Genomic DNA, 19,151 nt, shown 5'->3' with positions numbered 1-19,151 from the left:
AGACCTACTCCGGAGCTAAGCTCATGACAAACCAAACAAATAGCGTTTTCTCCCAACTTAAAGACAACGCTTTGGTGCATCACAGCAGTTATATTGCCGGCCAGTTTCAGAGTGGCCGCAATGGTCATTTCGCTGCGCATAATCCTGCTGATGGCAGTTTGCTGGCTTTAGTGGCTGAAGCCGGAGCCACAGAAGCAGAACAAGCGGTCACAGCTGCTACTGCTGCTTTTCCTGGCTGGTCTGGTCTTACTGCGGCTGAACGTTCTGCCAAGCTTATGCGCTGGAGTCAGTTGATGCTGGAACATCAGCAAGACTTAGCACGTATTTTAACTCTGGAGCAAGGCAAACCCTTAGACGAAGCAGCGGGCGAAATAAGCTACGGCGCCTCTTTTGTCAGTTGGTTTGCTGAAGAAGCCAAACGTATGAATGGTGACATTATTCCGGCACCTAAGGCCAACCAGCAAATTCTGGTGCTGAAACAAGCCATAGGAGTAGTGGCCGCTATTACGCCGTGGAATTTCCCGAATGCGATGATTTTACGTAAAGCCGCTGCGGCTTTGGCTGCAGGTTGTACTTTTGTAGTCAAACCTGCAGAGCTGACACCTTTATCTGCTTTAGCCTTGGCTGAACTGGCCAGCCGTGCCGGTATTCCGGCAGGTGTGTTTAATGTCGTCACAGGTACAGATGCCAAAGCTATAGGGCAGGTGCTGACCAAAGACAGCCGTGTGGCAAAATTTAGTTTTACCGGTTCCACCTCTGTCGGTAAAACCTTACTGGCGCAGTGCGCTTCTACCGTAAAAAAAGTCTCGATGGAACTGGGTGGCAACGCGCCCTTTATTGTGTTTGATGATGCCGATTTAGCCGCTGCTGTGCAGGGTTTATTGGCGGCAAAATTTCGTAATGCCGGTCAAACCTGTGTTTGTGTCAATAGAGTTTTTGTGCAGCGTCCTGTTTACGATACTTTTTTAGCTCAGTTGATTAAAGCCACAGCGCCTTTAAAACTAGCGCCAGGTTTAGAAGCTGGTTGCCAGATAGGCCCGCTGATTAACCAGACCGCTGTGGATAAAATATCAAGGCTATTGGATCAGGCGCTCGATCAAGGTGCTGAACTACTGTTAGGCGGTGCTATTGATGCCGACTTAGGGCCGTTGTTTTTCCAGCCGACCATAGTTACAGACGTCACAGCCGATATGCAAATAAGCCAAACCGAAATTTTTGGCCCTGTGCTTTGTGTCAGTGTGTTTGATACTGAACAAGAAGCGATAGAGCTCTCCAACAATACACCAACAGGCCTTGCCAGCTATTTTTACAGCCGCGATATAGGCCGGATTTTCCGTGTCGCTAAAGCATTGGACTACGGCATGATAGGCATCAATGAAGGTTTAATTTCCAACGCAGCCGCACCTTTTGGCGGTGTCAAAGAATCAGGTTTAGGCCGCGAAGGCTCCAGCTATGGTTTGGATGATTTTACTGAATTGAAGTATTTGTGTTTGGGGGGATTGGGCTGAGGGGTTACAGCTCTAGCCCAATACCAGCACTTTTATTACCATCAATGAAATACATCCACCAGCACATCAGCAATCACAGCCGTGGCTATAGAAACCAGTATCAGATCCGTACCCACCACTTGCCATTCATAACCCTGATGCTGCGGCAGCTCTGCAATCATAGCCGCCGGGGCGGACTTTTTGGCGATACCCGGAGGCAGAGGTTTACCTTTGGCTAAGTTCTTGCGGATTCCGGGTGGCAAGGCAGTCTGGCCTATCATTTGATAACGCTGCGCTACAGCGCGGGCATCAGTCAGACTAATACCTGCACTAACAGTAATATGAGCCGGATTGATCTCAGTGATCTTTTGTTTGCTCTGATGCTTTAGCTGCTTTTCAGCGGCTTTAGCTTTATGATCATGATCTTTGTCAGCGTCAGCCGCTATCACTTGCTGTGTTAATAAGGGCGCAATTAAAGCAACCCACAATGTAGTTCGTGCATTCATTTTGTTTAGCCTCGCTATCCAGTTGTTCTTTAGCATAGCCAACAAAACTGGATACCGGCTGAATGACATTTAAAGTGCCTTTTATGCTTTACCCCTGCGGCGCATCCGCCACCGAATCCCTCTCCACCAACTGCGGTATAAATAAATGCGTGCGGTGTTCTGGTTCTATACTGGTATCGCTGAGTTGTATCGCCAGTTTAGTCGCGTAACTGGCCATTTCTTCGACCGGGTAATGCATAGTGGTTAGACGGGGGCGGCAGGCGCGGCTGACGATGAGATCGTCAAAACCTATCACTGATACATCTTCCGGCACCCGCAGGCCAGCTGCAAATAAGGCGTGAATAGCGCCTATCGCCATTAAGTCGTTGTAGGCCAGCAGCGCTGTGAATTTAATGCCTTTATTCAGCAAGGCCTGCACTGCTTGCTCGCCACCTTCCATATTGGCGGTGGATTCTTCAATAGCAGCTTCAGCAAGCTGCAAGCCAGCCAGCTTTAGCGATTCACGAATGCCCTGCAGCCGAAAACCCGGGTCGCCGTTTTGATAAATACTGGTGATCACAGCAAAGTTTTTATGGCCTCTATTGATTAAGTAGTCTGTGGCCTGACGGGCACCTGCGACGTTATCCAGCCAGACACAGCGGTTGGCGATAGCAGGCATATAGCGATTGATTAGCACCAGGCCAGGAATTTCGTTTGCCAGCTTCAGTAAGGTTTTTTCATCTGAATATTCGCTGTGCAGAATAATGGCCTGACAGTTGTGATCCCGAAGAGAATCAATAGCTTCCTGCTCCGATTTAGTCTCGTATAACGAGTTACTCATTAGCAGTTTGTAATTGTTTTCACGCGCACCTTTTTCGACACCACTGGCTAAGCTGCCAAAAAATGGCATCGACAGTTTAGGTGTGACGACCCCCAGCGTATTGGTGGTTTTGCTGACCAGAGCACGGGCGTTGCTGTTGGGTCTGTAACCTAATTCAGCAATGACCTTTTTCACCCGCGCACGGCAGGCTTCGCCCACCTGATGACCATCGTGGATCACCCTGGACACTGTAGCTATAGACACACCAGCTACTTTTGCGACATCTTTAATTGTGACCATAATTTTTTTCTTTTTTATTATTTGCTTAACAATGAATTAAATAGATTCGGAACCCTGATTTTTTGTCTTCGCCAATGCCAAACTGATCTGCTGACTGCCTTGAGCATCCAGATGATAACCCCGCACTATCAGCAAAGAACACAAGGCAAACAGCATAGTGCCTAAGGCTAAAATAACCCGCATAGCCAGAATACTATCCGGGTGTTGTGCTGCAGAGAGCTGAGCATCAAAACCAATCAAATTCAGCGATAAACCGGCCAGCAATAACGCCAGCGCTGCACTTAAACTGGTGACCCAACTATGAATAGCGACAAAGACCCCTTCGCGGCGCTGGCCATGTTTTAATTCATCTTCATCACATAAATCCGCCATCATAGAGGGGATTAACATAGTCATAGCTGTCCAGGCTGCGGTACAGAATAATGCATCCAGCCAAATCCAGCCGTAACCTTGGGGCGTAAAAATAAACCACTTACAAGCGCCACCTACTAAAGTCACCACATAAATCAGCTGCAAAGCTTTAATTTTTCCCATACGGGAGGATAACCTGGTGATCAGCGGCACAGTCAGAAAACCAAAAGCAGCATAAGCCATCGACAACCAGCCTTTAAAAACTGCCCCCTGCGCTATATCACCCTCTGCAATAAAGTACACCAGCAGGTAATAATCCATACTGGCAGTAAAAGCGCCTCCCGCCATCTGCAACACCGTCAGTAACAACAAAACCCGTAAACCTTTGTTTGTTTTCAGAGTTTTTAAACTTTGCCCTAAAGTCACAGGCGGAAATGCCACAGAAGAACGTTGGACTATTTCTTTACTGTAACAAGCAGCCAAAGTACCCAGCAGGCCAAAAATAAACAAGGCGACGCCCCAGCCGACATAACGTATCCCAACAAAGACTGAACTGAATATCGCCAGCTGCGCCAGCGGAAATAACCACTGATACAACAAAGAACCCAACTTCAGAAAATAGGTAGTAAAACCCATAATTTCAGTGCGCTGATGGTAGTCCGGGCTCATTTCATAAGATAAACAGGTCATGGGCACGGACATAAAAGTGGCTGCGACATAAAACAGCAGGGAAAAAATAACAAAATACAGCAGATGAGCCAGTTCGCCCCAGCCAGTGGGCACCATCCAGATCAAACCAAAAAACAGACAGCAGGCCCAGCTGGCGACCAGAATAAAAGGTCGTCTGCGGCCAAAGCGGCTTTGATGATGATCAGATAAATGTCCAACCCAAGGGCCTAATAAAGTACCGAGCAACAGCGGTAAAGTCAGAGCCAGCCCCAGTAAAAACGGGTCTACGCCCAAGGTCATCTGATAAAAAGGAATAGCCAGTACACTGACACTTTGCTGGGCAAAAAACATCGCAAAAAAGCCGGCGCCAAGCGCCAGCTTTTGAGTTCCTGACACCGCAGTCGATGCGGATGTCGAAGAGCTTGTTGTTTGCTGCTGTGGCTGTGCCATAGCACTCCTTTAATCAAGGACTTAAACGACCTCCAGTATATATCGAAAGTCGTTGCGTGACGCCATCATGGCTTTTGGATCAAACTCACTTCCGCCAGTTCTATTCCATGCCAGCCTTTGGCTTCTGTCGCGCTATAGGCGGGCTGATTAAACATCAGCTGTACACCTTGCAACTGTTTCAGCTCATTCAGCTTCAGGCCTGAACCTGGTGCAACGCCTGGTGCCCCTCTTGGTGCAGCGATTGGTGCAAAGAGCGGCATAAACATAGGGTATGCCTGAGTCAGCAAGGTATCAGTTTGTTTTAACTTATTCAGCGGAACTAACAGATACTGCCAGTCAGTGCCCACTTTCAGCTCTGTGCCGTAAGCTATACCGTCTTTATCCAGCAATGCGAACTTCAACTGTTCCGGCTGTTTGACCGCACGGATCTTCAGCGCCACTGTGTCATAACCTTTCAGGTTACGTTTTAGCAGGCTGTTATCGGCAGACAAAGTGGTTTTAAGGATAGCCGCAGTTTTAGCTGTTTCTAAAGAATCCACACCCAGTTGTAAAGCTAAACCTGCACCTGAACTGTCGGCAACAAAACGTTGAGTCACAGTCGCATCTTTTGGATACAGGCTGTTTTGTCTGTCCAGAGTCGCGTCAAACAAGGCTACAGGCTGGCCTTGGGGTTTCAAGGCCACTGTCCAAAACGGTGCTTTGCTGACAAAATCCCAATCCTGTGGCGAGCCCGCAGCTGCACCAGGGAAAGTTTGAGCTTTGCCACCAGCTGTGACCACAAAGGCATATTCCAGCAGACCTGTCTGAGTCCAGTCCGCTGGCATAGCTAACTGGTAACGACTGCTGACATCAAGGCTTGGTTGCATATCAAAAGCAGTAAACTTGCTTTCGCCCAGATAACGCAACATCAGCTGCACTTTTTCAGGTTTAACCAAAGCACCAATATCAACTTCAAAACTAAAAGGGTCACCCAAGTGGGTTTGACGCTGATGTTGATGCACCAAAGCCAGTTCCGTCGATTGAGGTTTTGGCAGATAAAAATCTGTCTCGACTTTATTGGCATACTGCTGTGCCAATGCTGCTTTTGCAGTCAGTAAGTACACACCGGGGCGCACTGTCACTTCGCCATCAGCGGCAGATGCAGTGGCTGTATTGCCGCTATTTAAGCCTTTCAGCTGATAGTTTTTGCCCAAATCAGCCAGCGTCAGTTTCAGTTGCTGAGCAGCAGGATACAAACGTCCTACTTCACGGCTTAAACTGGAATTCTGATAAGGGTCCTGCAAGGTCAGCAAGTCAGGATAGACTTCCAGTCGCCAGACGCCATCTGCCACTTTATCGAGGAAATAAGCACCTGAGCCGCTGTATTTCGCCACAGAAGACGAGCCAACACCTGCAATATTGCTTAGTTTGGCTGAAGCTTTTGGCTCTGCTTTTGTGCTGTTACTGTAGAAGAACTGCGTAGCAGTATTCAGCACAGATAAATTCTGCTGATAATCCAAAGTCACAGCGCCAAAGCTATTGCTGGCCGGATAATCCGCTACTTTTTCAGCACGCTTTTGCGTACGGAACACTTCAGCGGCAATTTTTAAGCTGATAGCTTTCGAAGGTGTATACAACAAGTTCAGATGATGAGTGTTGTATTCAGAGTTGGTATGAGCCACAGCCGCAGCATCATAAGCAAACTGAGTGGCCCACTGAAAGCCAGCTTCACGAAAACTGCGCGCCATAGCAGGATACATCACCGAGCTTGCCACATCGGCCGCATCAAACTCGTACACCATTTTGGCTTTAGTGGCACATTGGCTGATACCAGCAAAAGGATTGGTGTAATGCGCTACCGCAGGCAACATATTCGCCAGAATAGTACTGCCTTTGACCAAGCCGGTTGGATACCACTGATAAGACACACCATCTATGCTGGTATTGCATAAAGCTTTGGCAAAAGGCTGATCGTCCCCCTGCTCACTGGTATTGTAAAACAAAGGTTTAGTTACACCTGCGGCACGAATGGTACTGATTAAGTCTTCAATATAAGCCGCACTTTGCGCAGGTGCTATCTCGTGTTTAGGTTCGTTAAAGATCTCAAAAGCAATAATGTTATCGTCCTGCTGATAGCTTTTGCCGGTCAGCGGATTGACGTGCTTAAACAGCTGAGTCAGATAGTTTTTCTGCGCTGCAATAGCATCTGGCGACTGGTTCATCTGGCTTTTGCTATAAAAAGTCGAAAAACCATATTCCACCGGATCCGGCTCAGGGTAACCACTGCCCCACCAGCCGATAGGGGTAATAATCACCTTGATGCCTTTTTCTTTTAAACGCAGCAGCAGGTAATCAAATAATTGCAGGTGAATATTGTCCTGCAAATTGCCGTCTTTGTCGGCTAGTAATCTGTCCCATAAATGCACGCGGTAAGCGTCCAGCCCTAAGCGGGCAATATGGTCCACATCCATGTCGATGGCAGCGCGGTGATCGACCCCCACACGTTCAATAGAGCGGTAACCGTAAGCAAAAGGCGCACTGTAATTCACACCAAAAAGTGCAACTTCAGAACCGTCCTGCCACTGCAATACACCGTCTTTTACAGAAACCGGATTAGCCGTAGCAGCGGCGCTAAAAAGCGCTGCTGCTAAAGCTGTACAAAGAAATGTCCGCTTCATTGTTACCACCAGGCAATATAAAAGGCAGCCACAATCAGGGTGATCAACACTGCATAGAGGTTAAAGCTTGGACGGGTTTCAAAGCTGATATCACGCAGTTCTACCGCCTGTGGATGTTTGCCCTGACGCTGGAACAAAGTCACAAGCACGGCTAAGGCTAAACAACTGAGGAACACCAAACCTACGCGATCCATAAATGGCATCTCTGGCAGAGCCACTTTGAAAATCCAGCTCAATACAGCAGAGCTGATAGCCGCCACTAATGCAGCAGTTGCAGTAGTGCGGGCCCAGAACATACCTAACAAGAACAGCACCACTATGCCTGGTGTGAAGAAACCGGTAAATTCCTGAATATACTGGAAGGCCTGGTCGAATTCGCCCAGTAATGGCTTAGCAGTAAATACTGCAATCACCAAAGCCACAAGGCTGACAATACGGCCTACTTTGACGTAGTGCTGCTGGCTCTGATCTTTCTTAAACTGAGAGTAAATATCCATAGTGAAAATGGTCGCGACGCTGTTGGTCATCGACGCCAGACTCGACAAAATAGCTGCCACTAAAGCCGCAAAAATTAAACCTTTAATACCAGATGGCATCATGCTCAGCAGTTGAGGATAAGCCTGATCCGGCTTGCTTAAATCTGGTAACAACAACACTGCTGCTATACCTGGCAGAACCACGATCACTGGCATTAACACTTTCAGAAAGGCAGCAAATACAATACCTTTTTGCGCTTCGGCTAAGTCTTTTGCCGCTAAAGTGCGCTGAATAATATATTGGTTAAAACCCCAGTAGCTCAGGTTCATAATCCACATACCACCTAACAGCACAGACAAGCCAGGTAAGCTGACATAATGTGGGCTGTCCGGCGTTAAAATCATATCGAACTTGTCTGGCACTTCAGTTAATAAGCGGTCAAAACCAGCCCATAAACCGTTGCCTGCACCTAACATATCCAGCGACATAAAGGATAGGAACAAACCACCGCCGACCAGCAATACCACCTGAATAATGTCGGTGTAAGCCACAGCTTTTAAACCGCCATATAAGGAGTAAGCCACTGATAAAGTTGCTAAAATAAACATGCTGGTGGTCATATCCACACCAGTGACTGTATTAATAGCCAAAGCACCTAACCATAAGACTGCAGTTAAGTTGACGAATACATACACCGCCATCCAGAACAGCGCCATGGTGGTGCGCACTCTGTTATCAAAACGCTGCTGCAGGAACTGCGGCATGGTATAAATTTTACGTTTCAGGAAAATTGGCAGGAAGAACTTACCCACCAGCAACAGCGTAATAGCCGCCATCCATTCGTAAGCCGCTATCGCCATACCTATGGCATAACCAGAACCCGACATACCAATGATTTGTTCAGCCGAAATATTAGCGGCGATCAAGGACGCACCAATAGCCCACCAGGGTAAGGTATTGCCAGCCAGAAAATAGTCGTTGGTGTCTTTGTTATGTCCCTTTTCTTCCCGGGAGATGTAATACGCCAACCCCAGCAGGCCCAGCACATAAATGGCGAGAATCACCAAATCTAAATTACTTAAGGTCATTTTTATCCTTACCCTGTTTTACCCGTCGCTTTTGTTGCTGCGCTGCAACATCAGAACAGCCGGGCATGTCTTGTTGTTATGGTTACCAGTTTTTAGCTAACTGAATTTATACACTATTTGTTGCTGGTACAACTCACCTGCTTTGAGCTGAGTGGTAGGGAAGCCAAGTTGATTAATCGCATCAGGCCAGCCTTGAGCTTCCAGACAAATCCCCTGTCGTGAAACAAAAGGTGCGGCCAGAAAGTTACCTGTGTAAAGTTGTAAACCAGGCTGAGTGCTGAAGACCTCAAGCTGACGACCACTTTGCTCAGAACTTAACAGCGCCATCCGTTTTAGATCTGCAGCTTCAGCACCTTGCCAGATAAAACAGTGATCAAAACCATTGGCCAGAGCAAGCTGTGGATCCTGCAGTTTAAGCGCAGGCCCGACTAATTTCGCCTGGCTGAAGTCAAAGGCGGTGCCAGCCACAGCACGACGTTCTCCTGTTGGAATAGCATGCTCATCTGTGGGCAAATAATGGGTTGCGGTCAGCTGCAACTGATGGTTTTCGATAGAAGTACCGTCGTTATTCAAGTTGAAATAACAATGGTTAGTTAAATTCAGCACTGTGTCTTTATTGGACAAGGCCAAAAAGGACAACTCCAGCTGTTGATCGACAATACGAAACTGCTGCCATACCTGCAAAGCTCCGGGATAACCCTGGTCGCCATCGGCAGAGTGCAGATACAATTGCACCGAATCAGGCTGTTGTTTCAGCACTTGCCAAAGTTGACGGTTAAAACCAGTCACACCCCCATGCAAATGATTCGGGCCATTGTTACAGTCCAATTGATAGGCTACGCCATTGAGTTCAAAACGGCCTTTGGCAATACGGTTAGCCACCCGGCCCGCTGTAGCCCCCAGGTAAAACTCGTCTGTTTGGTAATCTGTCGATTGCGGATAATTCAGCGTCAGCTCCTGACCAAACAAGCGGATAGAGCGGATTGTTGCCCCAAAAGGCAACAACTCCACTTCTAAACCTGTACCTGCAGTTAAGTGGATCTCAGCCTTGTTCATGCCAAAATCTGCTCTGCGCCCTGGCTGGCTGTGCAAACAAAAATACCTGCGGTCAGGCCTGTTTGTGCCGGGTACTCACGGTTTACCAAAGCACGAATGTCGTCCACTCTGCCTTGAGGCACTAAAGCCACCACACAACCACCAAAACCACCACCTGTCATCCGCACACCACCTGTATCACCCAGCGTGTTGCCAATCATCTCAACCAGCGCATCTATAGCGGGCACTGTGATTTCAAAGTCGTTTTTCATCGACAAGTGAGATTCAGCCATTAAGCGGCTTAACAGCTTAATGTCGTGATCGGCTAAAGCTTTGGCTGCTAATTCAGTTCTATCGTTTTCAGTAATGACATGACGGGCGCGTTTGGCGACTAATGGATCTAATTGATCCTGCTTAGCAGCAAAAGTATTCCAACTGACATCCCGTAAGGCTTTGACACCAAAAATGGCTGCAGCTTCTTCACACTGACGACGGCGGGTATTGTATTCGCTGTCGACCAAGCCACGTTTTACATTGGAGTTGATAATCATCACAGCCATATCTGTTGGCACTGATACAGGTGTGCTGTCGAGGCTGCGGCAATCAATCAATAAAGCGTGAGCGACTTTGCCCTGAGCAGAAATCAGCTGATCCATAATGCCGCAGTTACAACCGACAAAATTATTTTCTGCATGCTGACCATTCAGCGCATTGTCACGGCTGGAGAGTTCAGCGCCAGCCAAAGTGCTATAGGTCAGGCCCAAGGCGACTTCTAATGAAGCTGAAGAGCTTAAACCTACACCTTGTGGCACATTACCGCTGATGGCTAAGTCACAACCGACCAGATTAAAACCTTTTTGCATCAGGCTGTTGGCCACACCACGGACATAGTTTGCCCATTGGTATTGTGGATGTTTAGCCAGCGGAAAGGTCAGTTCAAACTCATCCACTTGCTGCTGATAATCCAGCGCCAGCACACGAACTTTGTTGTCATTACGTGGTGTTGCCACTACAACAGTGTCGTAGTTAATAGCACATGGCAATACAAAACCGTCGTTGTAATCTGTGTGTTCACCAATCAGATTAACCCGGCCAGGCGCTCTGAACGCAAATTCGCCCTGCTGCTGATAATGTTCGGCAAATGCCTGCTGTACTTGCTCTAATAATTGCATCTGTATTAAACCTTGCTCTGCTGTTTGTAATGCACAGGGCTTTGCTGTTTTAAGCGTTCAGCGGCCTGCTCAGGAGTCATATCACGTTGGGTTTCGGCCAGCATTTCGTAGCCAACCATAAACTTTTTAATGGTGGCAGAGCGTAATAACGGCGGATAAAAATGGCCATGCAACTGCCAGTGGTCGATGTTTTCAACAGCATTAGCGCCAGCATCCCCGCTTTCATTCTGATAAGGCGCACTGTGCCAGCCCATTGAATAAGGGAATGAACACTGGAACAGGTTGTCGTAGCGAATGGTGATTTGCTGCAGAATATCGGCCAAAGCAGCTTGCTGCTCTGGGGTTAAGTCTTCCATCCGGCGTACATGAGCTTTTGGCAACACCAGGGTTTCAAAAGGCCAACTGGCCCAGAATGGCACGACAACAAGCCAGTGATCATTTTCAACCACAGTGCGCTCGCCACTTTGTTGTTCCAGCGCGGCGTAATTCAGTAACAGGTTTTTGCCATGTTTAGCTAAATACTCACGCTGCGCTGCGTCGGCTTTGGCTGGTAAGGTAGGCACAGTGCTGTTGGCCCAAATCTGACCATGAGGATGCGGATTAGAGCAGCCGTTAATAGCGCCTTTGTTTTCAAACACCTGCACCCAGTTGTAGGTTTTGGATAAGTCTTTGTACTGACGGATCCATTCTTCCACTATGTTCTGAATATCAGCGACACTCAGTTCTGGCATCGTCAGGCTGTGATCAGGTGAATAACAAATCACCCTGCTGGTTCCACGCTCAGCTTTTAATACAAATAAATCATCGTCTGAGCGCTGATAAAAAGGTGTATCTGCAGTTAAAGCTGCAAAGTCATTGGTAAAGACATAAGGCTTTTTATAGTCAGGATTCAGATCACCGGAAATTCGGGTGTTGGTTGGACATAAAAAACAGCTGTGGTCGTAAGACGGATTCTGCTCTGTAGCTGCAGTTTCAATCTGACCTTGCCATGGTCTTTTTGCTCTGTGTGGCGATACCAGCACCCAATCCCCCGTCAACGGGTTGTATCTGCGGTGCGGATGATCTTTTGCATTAAATTCAGACATTTACTATTCCAACCTTTTCTTAATTCTTTTTGTATACCCTAAGTAATTGCCGTTGCAGCGAGGCGACAAGTGTTCAAGACCCCAGGAGCATAGTCACCTATGTGGCTCCCTATGTAATTGAGGCGCGAACAAGCAGTCAACAAAGCTGCAGCGTCAAGAACGACGGGTATAACCGTGAGGGTTTAATTTCTGCCACTTCCAGCTATCCGCTACCATCTGATCCAAACCACGCTCTGCTTTCCAGTTAAGTTTTTCAGCTGCTAAAGACGGGTCACCGTAATAACAGCCAATATCACCGGGACGACGTGGCGCGACCTGATACGCAATCAACTGACCTGAAATACGACGGTAAGCCTCGACCATTTCCAGCACAGAAACTCCCTGACCAGTGCCTAAGTTAAACACATGAAAACCCGCATTCTGATGCAGAGTCTCTAAAGCTTTGACATGGCCTGAAGCTAAATCGCAGACATGGATATAATCCCGCACACCGGTACCGTCCGGCGTGTCGTAATCATCACCAAAGACAGATAAATGTGGTCTGCGGCCTATAGCCACCTGATTAATAAAAGGCATCAGGTTATTTGGAATACCGTTTGGATCTTCACCAATCTGGCCAGACTCATGCGCACCTACAGGGTTAAAGTAACGCAGCACTATGGCGCTGAAATCGTTTTGCGCCACAACCAGATCAGACATCATCTGCTCAACCATCAGCTTAGAACGGCCATAAGGACTTTCAGGGTGTACGGCAAAATCTTCCCGTATCGGTGAAGACACTGGCTCGCCGTACACTGTGGCAGAAGAGCTGAACACCAGCGTTTTGACCTGGTGCTGCAACATCACCTGCATCAGTAAGCCTGAAGCGCTGACATTGTTTTCATAATAAAACAAAGGTTTAGCAACAGATTCACCAACAGCTTTAGAGCCTGCGAAGTGAATGACTGCATCGACTTTTTCAGCAGCAAAAATAGCAGAAAGCGCCTTTTCATCACGGATGTCGGCCTGATAGAACTGGATGTTCTGGCCTGTCAGTTGTTCGACCCGCTTTAACGCCTCAACACTACTGTTGCTCAGGTTGTCGACCACCACCACCTGATGGCCACAATTCAGTAACTCCAGACAAGTATGAGAGCCTATATAACCAGCGCCGCCCGTGACTAAAATACGCATACAGTTACTCCTTTGCTATGGATACAGCTTCGCTTTTGATAGCCAATACCTTTGAATTGGCTTCCAGCTGAGCTTTGCTAAATTCAGCACCTAATTTCACTAAGACTGCGGCTTTGCCTTGTTCAGTAAACGCAGGTTCAGGGTTAATAATTTCAATATCACCACTGGTTTTAAATTCAATGATCTGATTGTTCAAAGGTACAAGCTGGCCGTTTTTATCCAGCACTTGTGCATACACAAAGACTACATCACCAGCCACAGGCGCCACACCACTGGTATCGACTGTCAGCTTTAAGCTGGCAGCAGCTTCAGGAGTCGTCACCTGATGAGTCGCCACTTTTTTACCTGCGATATAAGCTTTTGCCACTAACTGACCGGCTTTAAAGGCTTTGACGTCAAATTCAAAAGGCGGATGCGGTAAATGGGTCGAAAATTTATCTGTAGATGGCTTATTACGGCTGACTAAAACACCGTTTAAATACAGCTCTACTTCTTCAGCGTTACTGAATACCCGCACTTTGGCGCTGGAACCCAGTTGCCATTCACTGGCAATAAATACCATAGGGCCCGCTTGATATTTTTCTGAGTGTTCTGAAGCAGCACGCTGGCTTTGGTAAAAGTAGTAACTGTACTTAGGCAAACGGTAAATGCTCATGATACCTGATGCTTCCAGATCATTGGCATAACCTCTGTTGTAATCAAACATCACCCAATAGCCGTCGGCATAAGCAGGTGTCGTCAGGTTGTCATTGTGCGCTTCCTGTACATTACGGGCTTGTTGTAACAAACGCGCTTCGCCATGGCTTAATAACTGACGGCTGGTACGGGCTTCTTCTTTTAAATCCCCCCAGCTGTCCTGATTAAAACCGGCATTTTGTGCATAGTATTCCCAGTCGCCGTACTCAGAAACATTGTAAGGCTGGGTTGGTGTTTCATAGTGCATCTGACGGTGCTGACGCGCTTGCAGGTACATATCATAACCATGTTGCCAGCCCGCTGAATACGCACCAGGAAACTCTTGTTTGACTGTGTTATGCAAGGTCGCAACAAATTCTTCCGGCATAGCAGATTCATTCAGTGAACATTCCCAGGCCAATACGCTGGCGTGGTTGCGATCACGGCGGATTAAATCACGGCAACTCTGAATAGTCTGAGCACGGAAGGCGTCGGTTGGCTGATAATACTGCCAGCCTAAAATAGCATTCATCAGCACTAAACCCAGTTCATCTGCCGCTTGCATAAAAGCTTTGGAATGTGGGTAATGCGATAAACGGACGTAATCAAAACCCGCTGATTTAATTTTCACCGCGTCACGGTAATCGGCCTGAGGCGAAGTGGCATACCCCACATGAGGGTATTCCTGATGACGGTTTACACCACGTAAAAAAGTCAGCTCGCCATTGATCAGCAGCTGATGCTTGTCGTTAAAGGCAAAACTGCGAATACCGATTTGTTGCTGCTGACGTTCAATCACTTCGCCATTTTGTTTCAGTACTGTGTGCAACTGGTATAAAAACGGACTGGCAGGGCTCCACAGATTTGGTTTGGTCACTGTCAATTGTGACTGTTGATCCAGTTTAGCTCCAGCCGCCAGTTGAATTAAGCCTGAGCTGACTTCTGTCACCAATTGCTCACCGGCAAACAGCTGCTGCACCAGTTCCAGATCTGCGCTTGCCGCTGAGGTGTTCGCCAGCTGAGTTTTTACTGCTATCACAGATTCTGTTTTATCCACTTTTGGATAAGTGACAAAAATACCGCCCCCTGCAACTTCATTCGCCAGCATTTCATCTGTGATATGCACAGGGTTTTTAATCAGTAAACGTACATCACGGTATAAACCACCGTAGGTATTAAAATCCAGTTGAGCCAAAGGTTTAGGCCCTGTGACTTCGTTGTCTCTGTTATCCAGTTTTACTCTTAACTGGTAAGTCTGACCTGCTGTGACATAAGGCGTTAAATCAATAGTGAATGGCAGATAACCACCCAGATGCTCGCCAATCTGTTTATCACCTAACCATACTTGTGCATGGTTCATCGCTGCTTCAAAGCGGATCAGCAACTGCTTGTTTTGCCACTCTGGCGCTATGGTCAGAGACTTTTGGTACCAGGCAAAACCCTGCCATTGGTTATTCACCAACAAAGGTTCAATTTGTGGCGTATGAGGTAAATTGACCTGCTGCCAGTCTTCTGGTTTTGCAGCTAAATCAGCAGACTGACTTTTATAAAACTGCCAGTCCGCATTTAAATTCTGCTCTGTTGCTACTGCAACTTTCGGTGACTGCTCGCCCTTCGAAGATTCGGCAACCGGGCTGCACGCAAACTGCAACAGCAAGACCAACACAGCCAGAGATTGTATTAAGTACTTCAACACTGGAGAATTCCTTTTAATACGCCTGTTTTACAACACAGGACTTAGCAAAAATTAGTTTCAATCGCAGGCCTGACGACCAGCTCGTGGATATGAGCTTTGGCTGAGCTTGCCAGCATCAGCAGGATGGCATCCGCCACTTCTTCTGCAGACAAATAATCTGGTCTGCTGGCAACACGAAATTCGGTATCTACCCCACCCGGATACAGAGACAACACTTTCACACCAGTGCCGTTTAGCTCTTTACGCAGCACTTTGCTGTAGCTATCAAGAGCAGCTTTACTGGAGCTGTAGGCGGAAATACCAGGGTTGGAAAATAAACAGACGGTCGAGAGTACATTCAGCACTACGCCTTTGCCCTGCTCTTTCATCGCTGGCACCAATTGCTGAATAAAATGCAGTGGCGCATAAAAATTCAGTTGCATCATCTGCTCTAGTGCAGACCAATCCGGCTCTGTCGCTGCACTACGGCTGCTATTGCCACCAGCGCAATTAATCAGCACATCCACGGCGCCGAAGTGCTGCTTCGCCTGTTGGCAAAATTGATTGATGGCAGCTGGTTCAGTCACTGAAAAATGCTGGCTGAACACTAGTGTGTCTGGCGGTAATAAAGCTAAGGTCTGAGCCAGTTTGACTGGATCACGACCGCATAAACTTAAGCGGTGACCTTGCGCCGCTAAAGCCACAGCCAAAGCTCGGCCTATGCCAGATGAGGCACCGGTCAGCAGAATATGAGAGGGAGTTAACGACATCAGTATGGCTTCCGTGAAGATAATTTTCTTCAAAAAGCCCGGCCCTAAGGCCGGGTTTTATATGCTGAGTAATAAGCCACTTACATAGAGTAAGAGAAACCTAACAGGAAACGGCGACCCCATTCCTGATAACTGGCCGGACGGCTAGGGTCGTTATCGAAATAGGTCACAGCTTCTTCATTCGTCAGGTTTTGTGCCTGAAGCATGACTTTAAAGGCTTCGGTTACTTCGTAAGATAAGCTGGCGTCTACAGTACGTTCTGCTTTGGCTCTGGTGATCTCTGTTGGGATCCAGCTGCCTACACGAGTGTTGGCACTGCGGTAGTTGTACGATACCTTGGCATCAAAACCAGCTTTGTAATACCACAGCGTCAGGTTGCCGACGTGGCGGGATAAACCACCTAATGGCAACGGATTATCTTCTGGTACAAACTCAGTCACATTGCTGTCGGTTAATGAATAGTTGGCGTAGAAACCTAAACCATCAAAAGGCTCTGGCAACATGGTCAGCGCTTGTTGATACATCAGCTCTAAGCCTTTGATCTGACCGCCATCACCATTAATTGGACCGGTAAAGTCATAAGCAACACCGTCCACTATCATCACATCTGTGGAGCTGCCGACATGAGTTTTTAAGTCTTTAAAGAAAGTGGAAACCGTCATAGCACGGTCACTTGACCAGTAATATTCGTAGCCTAAGTCAATTTGATCAGCCACAAATGGATCCAATGTCGGATTACCACCTGAGCCTGTTCTGACCGGGCTTTGTGAATCCAGCTGGAAGCCTGTGCGCATTTCAACCAATGGCGGACGTGACAGCGCACGTGACATACCAAAACGCACCTGAGCTTCTTCGCTGACTGTGAAAATCATATTCAGGGCAGGTAAAATTTCGTCATAATCATGGTCAACAGAAATAGGCGAATAAGCACCATCTTTAAACTGATAACCAGAGGACGTAGAGTCCGTTCTGACATAACGCACACCAAAGTTACCTGTGTAAGGTAAGTCACCCAATTCACCGGACATTTTCAGCATAAAATAAGCTGCAGTATTGGTTTCACCCACGTACCAGCTGTTGACTCTATCCTGATCCGTTTTGGCATGCTGGCTGCGATCATCTATGCCACCAAAGGCCTGATTCATGGTCGCATTCCAGTCTTTAAAGCCATACAGATTTGGTGATACAAAATCACCACCCAGCTCATAGCTGTAACCGTAATCTGTCAAACCTGTATTGACAGGTGACTGCCACCAGCTTTGTACGTCGTTATCTTTATCACGGTCGCTGTAACGGCCACCGACCACCAGAGTTTCAAACACACCCCATTCGATGTTACGTTCAAAATCTGCTCTGACACTGACCATTTCATCGGTTAAATCGCGGTCAGTATCGACGTTCATTCCTGTGATGCTGTAGTAATCAGGATTACCAATATCTTCGTTGGTTTGAATAGCTAAACGACCACCGGCATTGCTCCAGCTGATATCCAGAGGAGTTGGACCACCATAAGCAGAAGTAATATTGACCCAACGCGACTCGATACCAGCTTCTGAATAGCCGACATCATAGGTTGAAGTCCAGACATCACCCGTCACAGTGGTTTTTAAACCCGTACTTAACAGGTGGTTTTCCTGAAACCAGGTGGCGTTATTTGCTGAATGCGCGCCCCATAAAATGCCGCCGCCAGTCAGTTGTTGTGAACCATCAGGACGGGTCACAATAGTAGGAGTCGTGGCTGAATTGTTATAACCCCAGTTATTACTGCCTTGCCAGTTGCCCCAGCCATCAAACCAGAATTGATCTTCACGTTCTTCAATATCAAATTTGGAGTAAAACAGATCGTACTTCAGGTTAACCGTCTCTACAGGTTCCCATTCTAGGATCATCAGACTACCAACACGTTCGGTGTTGCCTACTTTAGTACCAGCTTTCCCACCCCATGGAGCTGCTTCTGTAATGCCGTCACCGTTCACATCGCCTTGATCGGCTTCAACTTTATTGTAGGAGTAAGAGGCTGTTTCACGTTGTACTGAAGGTTGATCCTGATAAGTTAAACCAAAAACCACACCAAAGTTATCAGCCCATTGATCAACATAAGAGAAACTGGCTTTTTCGCCAGAACTGTCAGCTCCAGCCAAATCATCGCCCATCTGATAGTCCATCAGATGGCCACTGATATTGATCATACGTTTGTCTTTTGCCAGTGGGCTGACGAAGTTCATATTGACCAGACCTGCAATACCCCCTTCGAGGTTATTCGCCATCGGGCTTTTGTATACTTCAACTGAGTTAATCAGTTCGGCAGGAAATTGTTCGTAACGCACGTCACGGCTTGGTTCAGCGCTGACAATTTCGCGGCCATTCATGGTGGCGGCATTTAAACGAGCGCCTAAACCTCGGATAGAAATACTGCTGGCATTACCCCGATCACGTTCTGCCGCTACACCAGGCAAACGGCCTAAAGAGTCAGCGATGGTCACGTCAGGTAATTGGCCTAAGTCATCGGTAGAGATAATTTCTACCGTTGATTCTGAAAACTTTTTCTGCATTAAAGACTTGCTTAGCGTGGCACCAAAACCTTTAACGACAATGGTTTCAATCTGCTGTTCAGCTTCTTTTGCTTTTTGTTGAGTGGTATTTTCTTCGCTTTGCGCTTGTGCATGCTGCATAGCAAAAATTTGCGTCATAGCTAAAGCTACAACGGTCAATTTGAATTTGCCTGTCATTTCCTACCCCTGTCGGTATCAATTGTTATTTTTTTATGCGCTAGGCTGATTTT

General features: G+C 47.4%; 13 protein-coding genes. 1 reads left to right on the top strand and 12 read right to left on the bottom strand.

Annotated features, from left to right (window positions below; genetic code table 11):
* Positions 1–23 precede the first annotated feature (23 nt).
* On the top strand, positions 24–1,508 hold the full coding sequence (locus LSG34_RS07730) for an NAD-dependent succinate-semialdehyde dehydrogenase (RefSeq protein WP_233008250.1): 1,485 nt from the start codon (positions 24–26) through the stop codon (positions 1,506–1,508).
* A gap of 41 nt (positions 1,509–1,549) precedes the next feature.
* Here the strand turns inward: LSG34_RS07730 and LSG34_RS07725 are convergent, their stop codons facing one another.
* From LSG34_RS07725 to LSG34_RS07670, 12 genes are all read right to left on the bottom strand, one after another.
* A complete protein-coding gene (locus LSG34_RS07725; RefSeq protein WP_233008249.1) occupies positions 1,550–1,993 on the bottom strand; it encodes an anti-virulence regulator CigR family protein in 444 nt (147 codons plus the stop codon).
* 88 nt (positions 1,994–2,081) lie between these two features.
* Positions 2,082–3,092, bottom strand: coding sequence for a LacI family DNA-binding transcriptional regulator (locus LSG34_RS07720; protein ID WP_233008248.1), 1,011 nt, complete (start codon positions 3,090–3,092; stop codon positions 2,082–2,084).
* A 36-nt stretch (positions 3,093–3,128) separates the two neighbouring features.
* Positions 3,129–4,562 (bottom strand): MFS transporter, encoded by a 1,434-nt coding sequence (locus tag LSG34_RS07715; protein ID WP_233008247.1) that lies wholly within the window; start codon positions 4,560–4,562, stop codon positions 3,129–3,131.
* A 65-nt stretch (positions 4,563–4,627) separates the two neighbouring features.
* Positions 4,628–7,219: a cellulase family glycosylhydrolase gene (locus LSG34_RS07710; protein ID WP_233008246.1), complete on the bottom strand. Its 2,592-nt coding sequence runs from the start codon at positions 7,217–7,219 to the stop codon at positions 4,628–4,630.
* A 2-nt stretch (positions 7,220–7,221) separates the two neighbouring features.
* Entirely contained in the window at positions 7,222–8,784 is a 1,563-nt protein-coding gene (locus LSG34_RS07705; RefSeq protein WP_233008245.1) for a sodium/sugar symporter, read from the bottom strand.
* A gap of 96 nt (positions 8,785–8,880) precedes the next feature.
* The gene (locus tag LSG34_RS07700; protein ID WP_233008244.1) at positions 8,881–9,840 is read right to left on the bottom strand and encodes an aldose epimerase family protein; all 960 of its coding nucleotides are present in this window, start codon (positions 9,838–9,840) and stop codon (positions 8,881–8,883) included.
* Positions 9,837–10,991 (bottom strand): galactokinase, encoded by a 1,155-nt coding sequence (gene galK / locus LSG34_RS07695; protein ID WP_233008243.1) that lies wholly within the window; start codon positions 10,989–10,991, stop codon positions 9,837–9,839. Before galK ends, LSG34_RS07700 begins: the two co-directional genes overlap by 4 nt.
* Positions 10,992–10,996: 5 nt before the next feature.
* Positions 10,997–12,076 carry a UDP-glucose--hexose-1-phosphate uridylyltransferase gene (locus tag LSG34_RS07690; RefSeq protein ID WP_233008242.1) on the bottom strand — a complete coding sequence of 360 codons (1,080 nt, stop codon included), beginning with the start codon at positions 12,074–12,076 and terminating at the stop codon, positions 10,997–10,999.
* Between the two features lie 153 nt (positions 12,077–12,229).
* Positions 12,230–13,249 (bottom strand): UDP-glucose 4-epimerase GalE, encoded by a 1,020-nt coding sequence (galE, locus tag LSG34_RS07685; RefSeq protein WP_233008241.1) that lies wholly within the window; start codon positions 13,247–13,249, stop codon positions 12,230–12,232.
* A gap of 4 nt (positions 13,250–13,253) precedes the next feature.
* Entirely contained in the window at positions 13,254–15,620 is a 2,367-nt protein-coding gene (locus tag LSG34_RS07680) for a glycoside hydrolase family 2 protein (protein WP_233008240.1), read from the bottom strand.
* A gap of 41 nt (positions 15,621–15,661) precedes the next feature.
* Complete coding sequence (locus LSG34_RS07675) at positions 15,662–16,369, bottom strand: SDR family NAD(P)-dependent oxidoreductase (protein ID WP_233008239.1); 708 nt, start codon at positions 16,367–16,369, stop codon at positions 15,662–15,664.
* Between the two features lie 80 nt (positions 16,370–16,449).
* Positions 16,450–19,098 carry a TonB-dependent receptor gene (locus LSG34_RS07670; RefSeq protein ID WP_233008238.1) on the bottom strand — a complete coding sequence of 883 codons (2,649 nt, stop codon included), beginning with the start codon at positions 19,096–19,098 and terminating at the stop codon, positions 16,450–16,452.
* Between the last annotated feature and the right edge of the window lie 53 nt (positions 19,099–19,151).

The organism is Rheinheimera faecalis (assembly GCF_021290965.1).
Taxonomy (GTDB): Bacteria; Pseudomonadota; Gammaproteobacteria; order Enterobacterales; family Alteromonadaceae; genus Pararheinheimera; species Pararheinheimera faecalis.
This window is presented reverse-complemented; position numbering and strand designations above follow the sequence as displayed.

Bases quoted from the DNA above. Each gene is read 5' to 3' on its own strand.
- LSG34_RS07720 (WP_233008248.1), bottom strand. From the start codon at position 3,092: ATGGTCACAATTAAAGATGTCGCAAAAGTAGCTGGTGTGTCTATAGCT.
- LSG34_RS07700 (WP_233008244.1), bottom strand. From the start codon at position 9,840: ATGAACAAGGCTGAGATCCACTTAACTGCAGGTACAGGTTTAGAAGTG.
- LSG34_RS07670 (WP_233008238.1), bottom strand. From the start codon at position 19,098: ATGACAGGCAAATTCAAATTGACCGTTGTAGCTTTAGCTATGACGCAA.
- LSG34_RS07730 (WP_233008250.1), top strand. From the start codon at position 24: ATGACAAACCAAACAAATAGCGTTTTCTCCCAACTTAAAGACAACGCT.
- LSG34_RS07710 (WP_233008246.1), bottom strand. From the start codon at position 7,219: ATGAAGCGGACATTTCTTTGTACAGCTTTAGCAGCAGCGCTTTTTAGC.
- LSG34_RS07715 (WP_233008247.1), bottom strand. From the start codon at position 4,562: ATGGCACAGCCACAGCAGCAAACAACAAGCTCTTCGACATCCGCATCG.
- LSG34_RS07675 (WP_233008239.1), bottom strand. From the start codon at position 16,369: ATGTCGTTAACTCCCTCTCATATTCTGCTGACCGGTGCCTCATCTGGC.
- LSG34_RS07690 (WP_233008242.1), bottom strand. From the start codon at position 12,076: ATGTCTGAATTTAATGCAAAAGATCATCCGCACCGCAGATACAACCCG.
- LSG34_RS07705 (WP_233008245.1), bottom strand. From the start codon at position 8,784: ATGACCTTAAGTAATTTAGATTTGGTGATTCTCGCCATTTATGTGCTG.
- LSG34_RS07725 (WP_233008249.1), bottom strand. From the start codon at position 1,993: ATGAATGCACGAACTACATTGTGGGTTGCTTTAATTGCGCCCTTATTA.
- galK (WP_233008243.1), bottom strand. From the start codon at position 10,991: ATGCAATTATTAGAGCAAGTACAGCAGGCATTTGCCGAACATTATCAG.
- galE (WP_233008241.1), bottom strand. From the start codon at position 13,249: ATGCGTATTTTAGTCACGGGCGGCGCTGGTTATATAGGCTCTCATACT.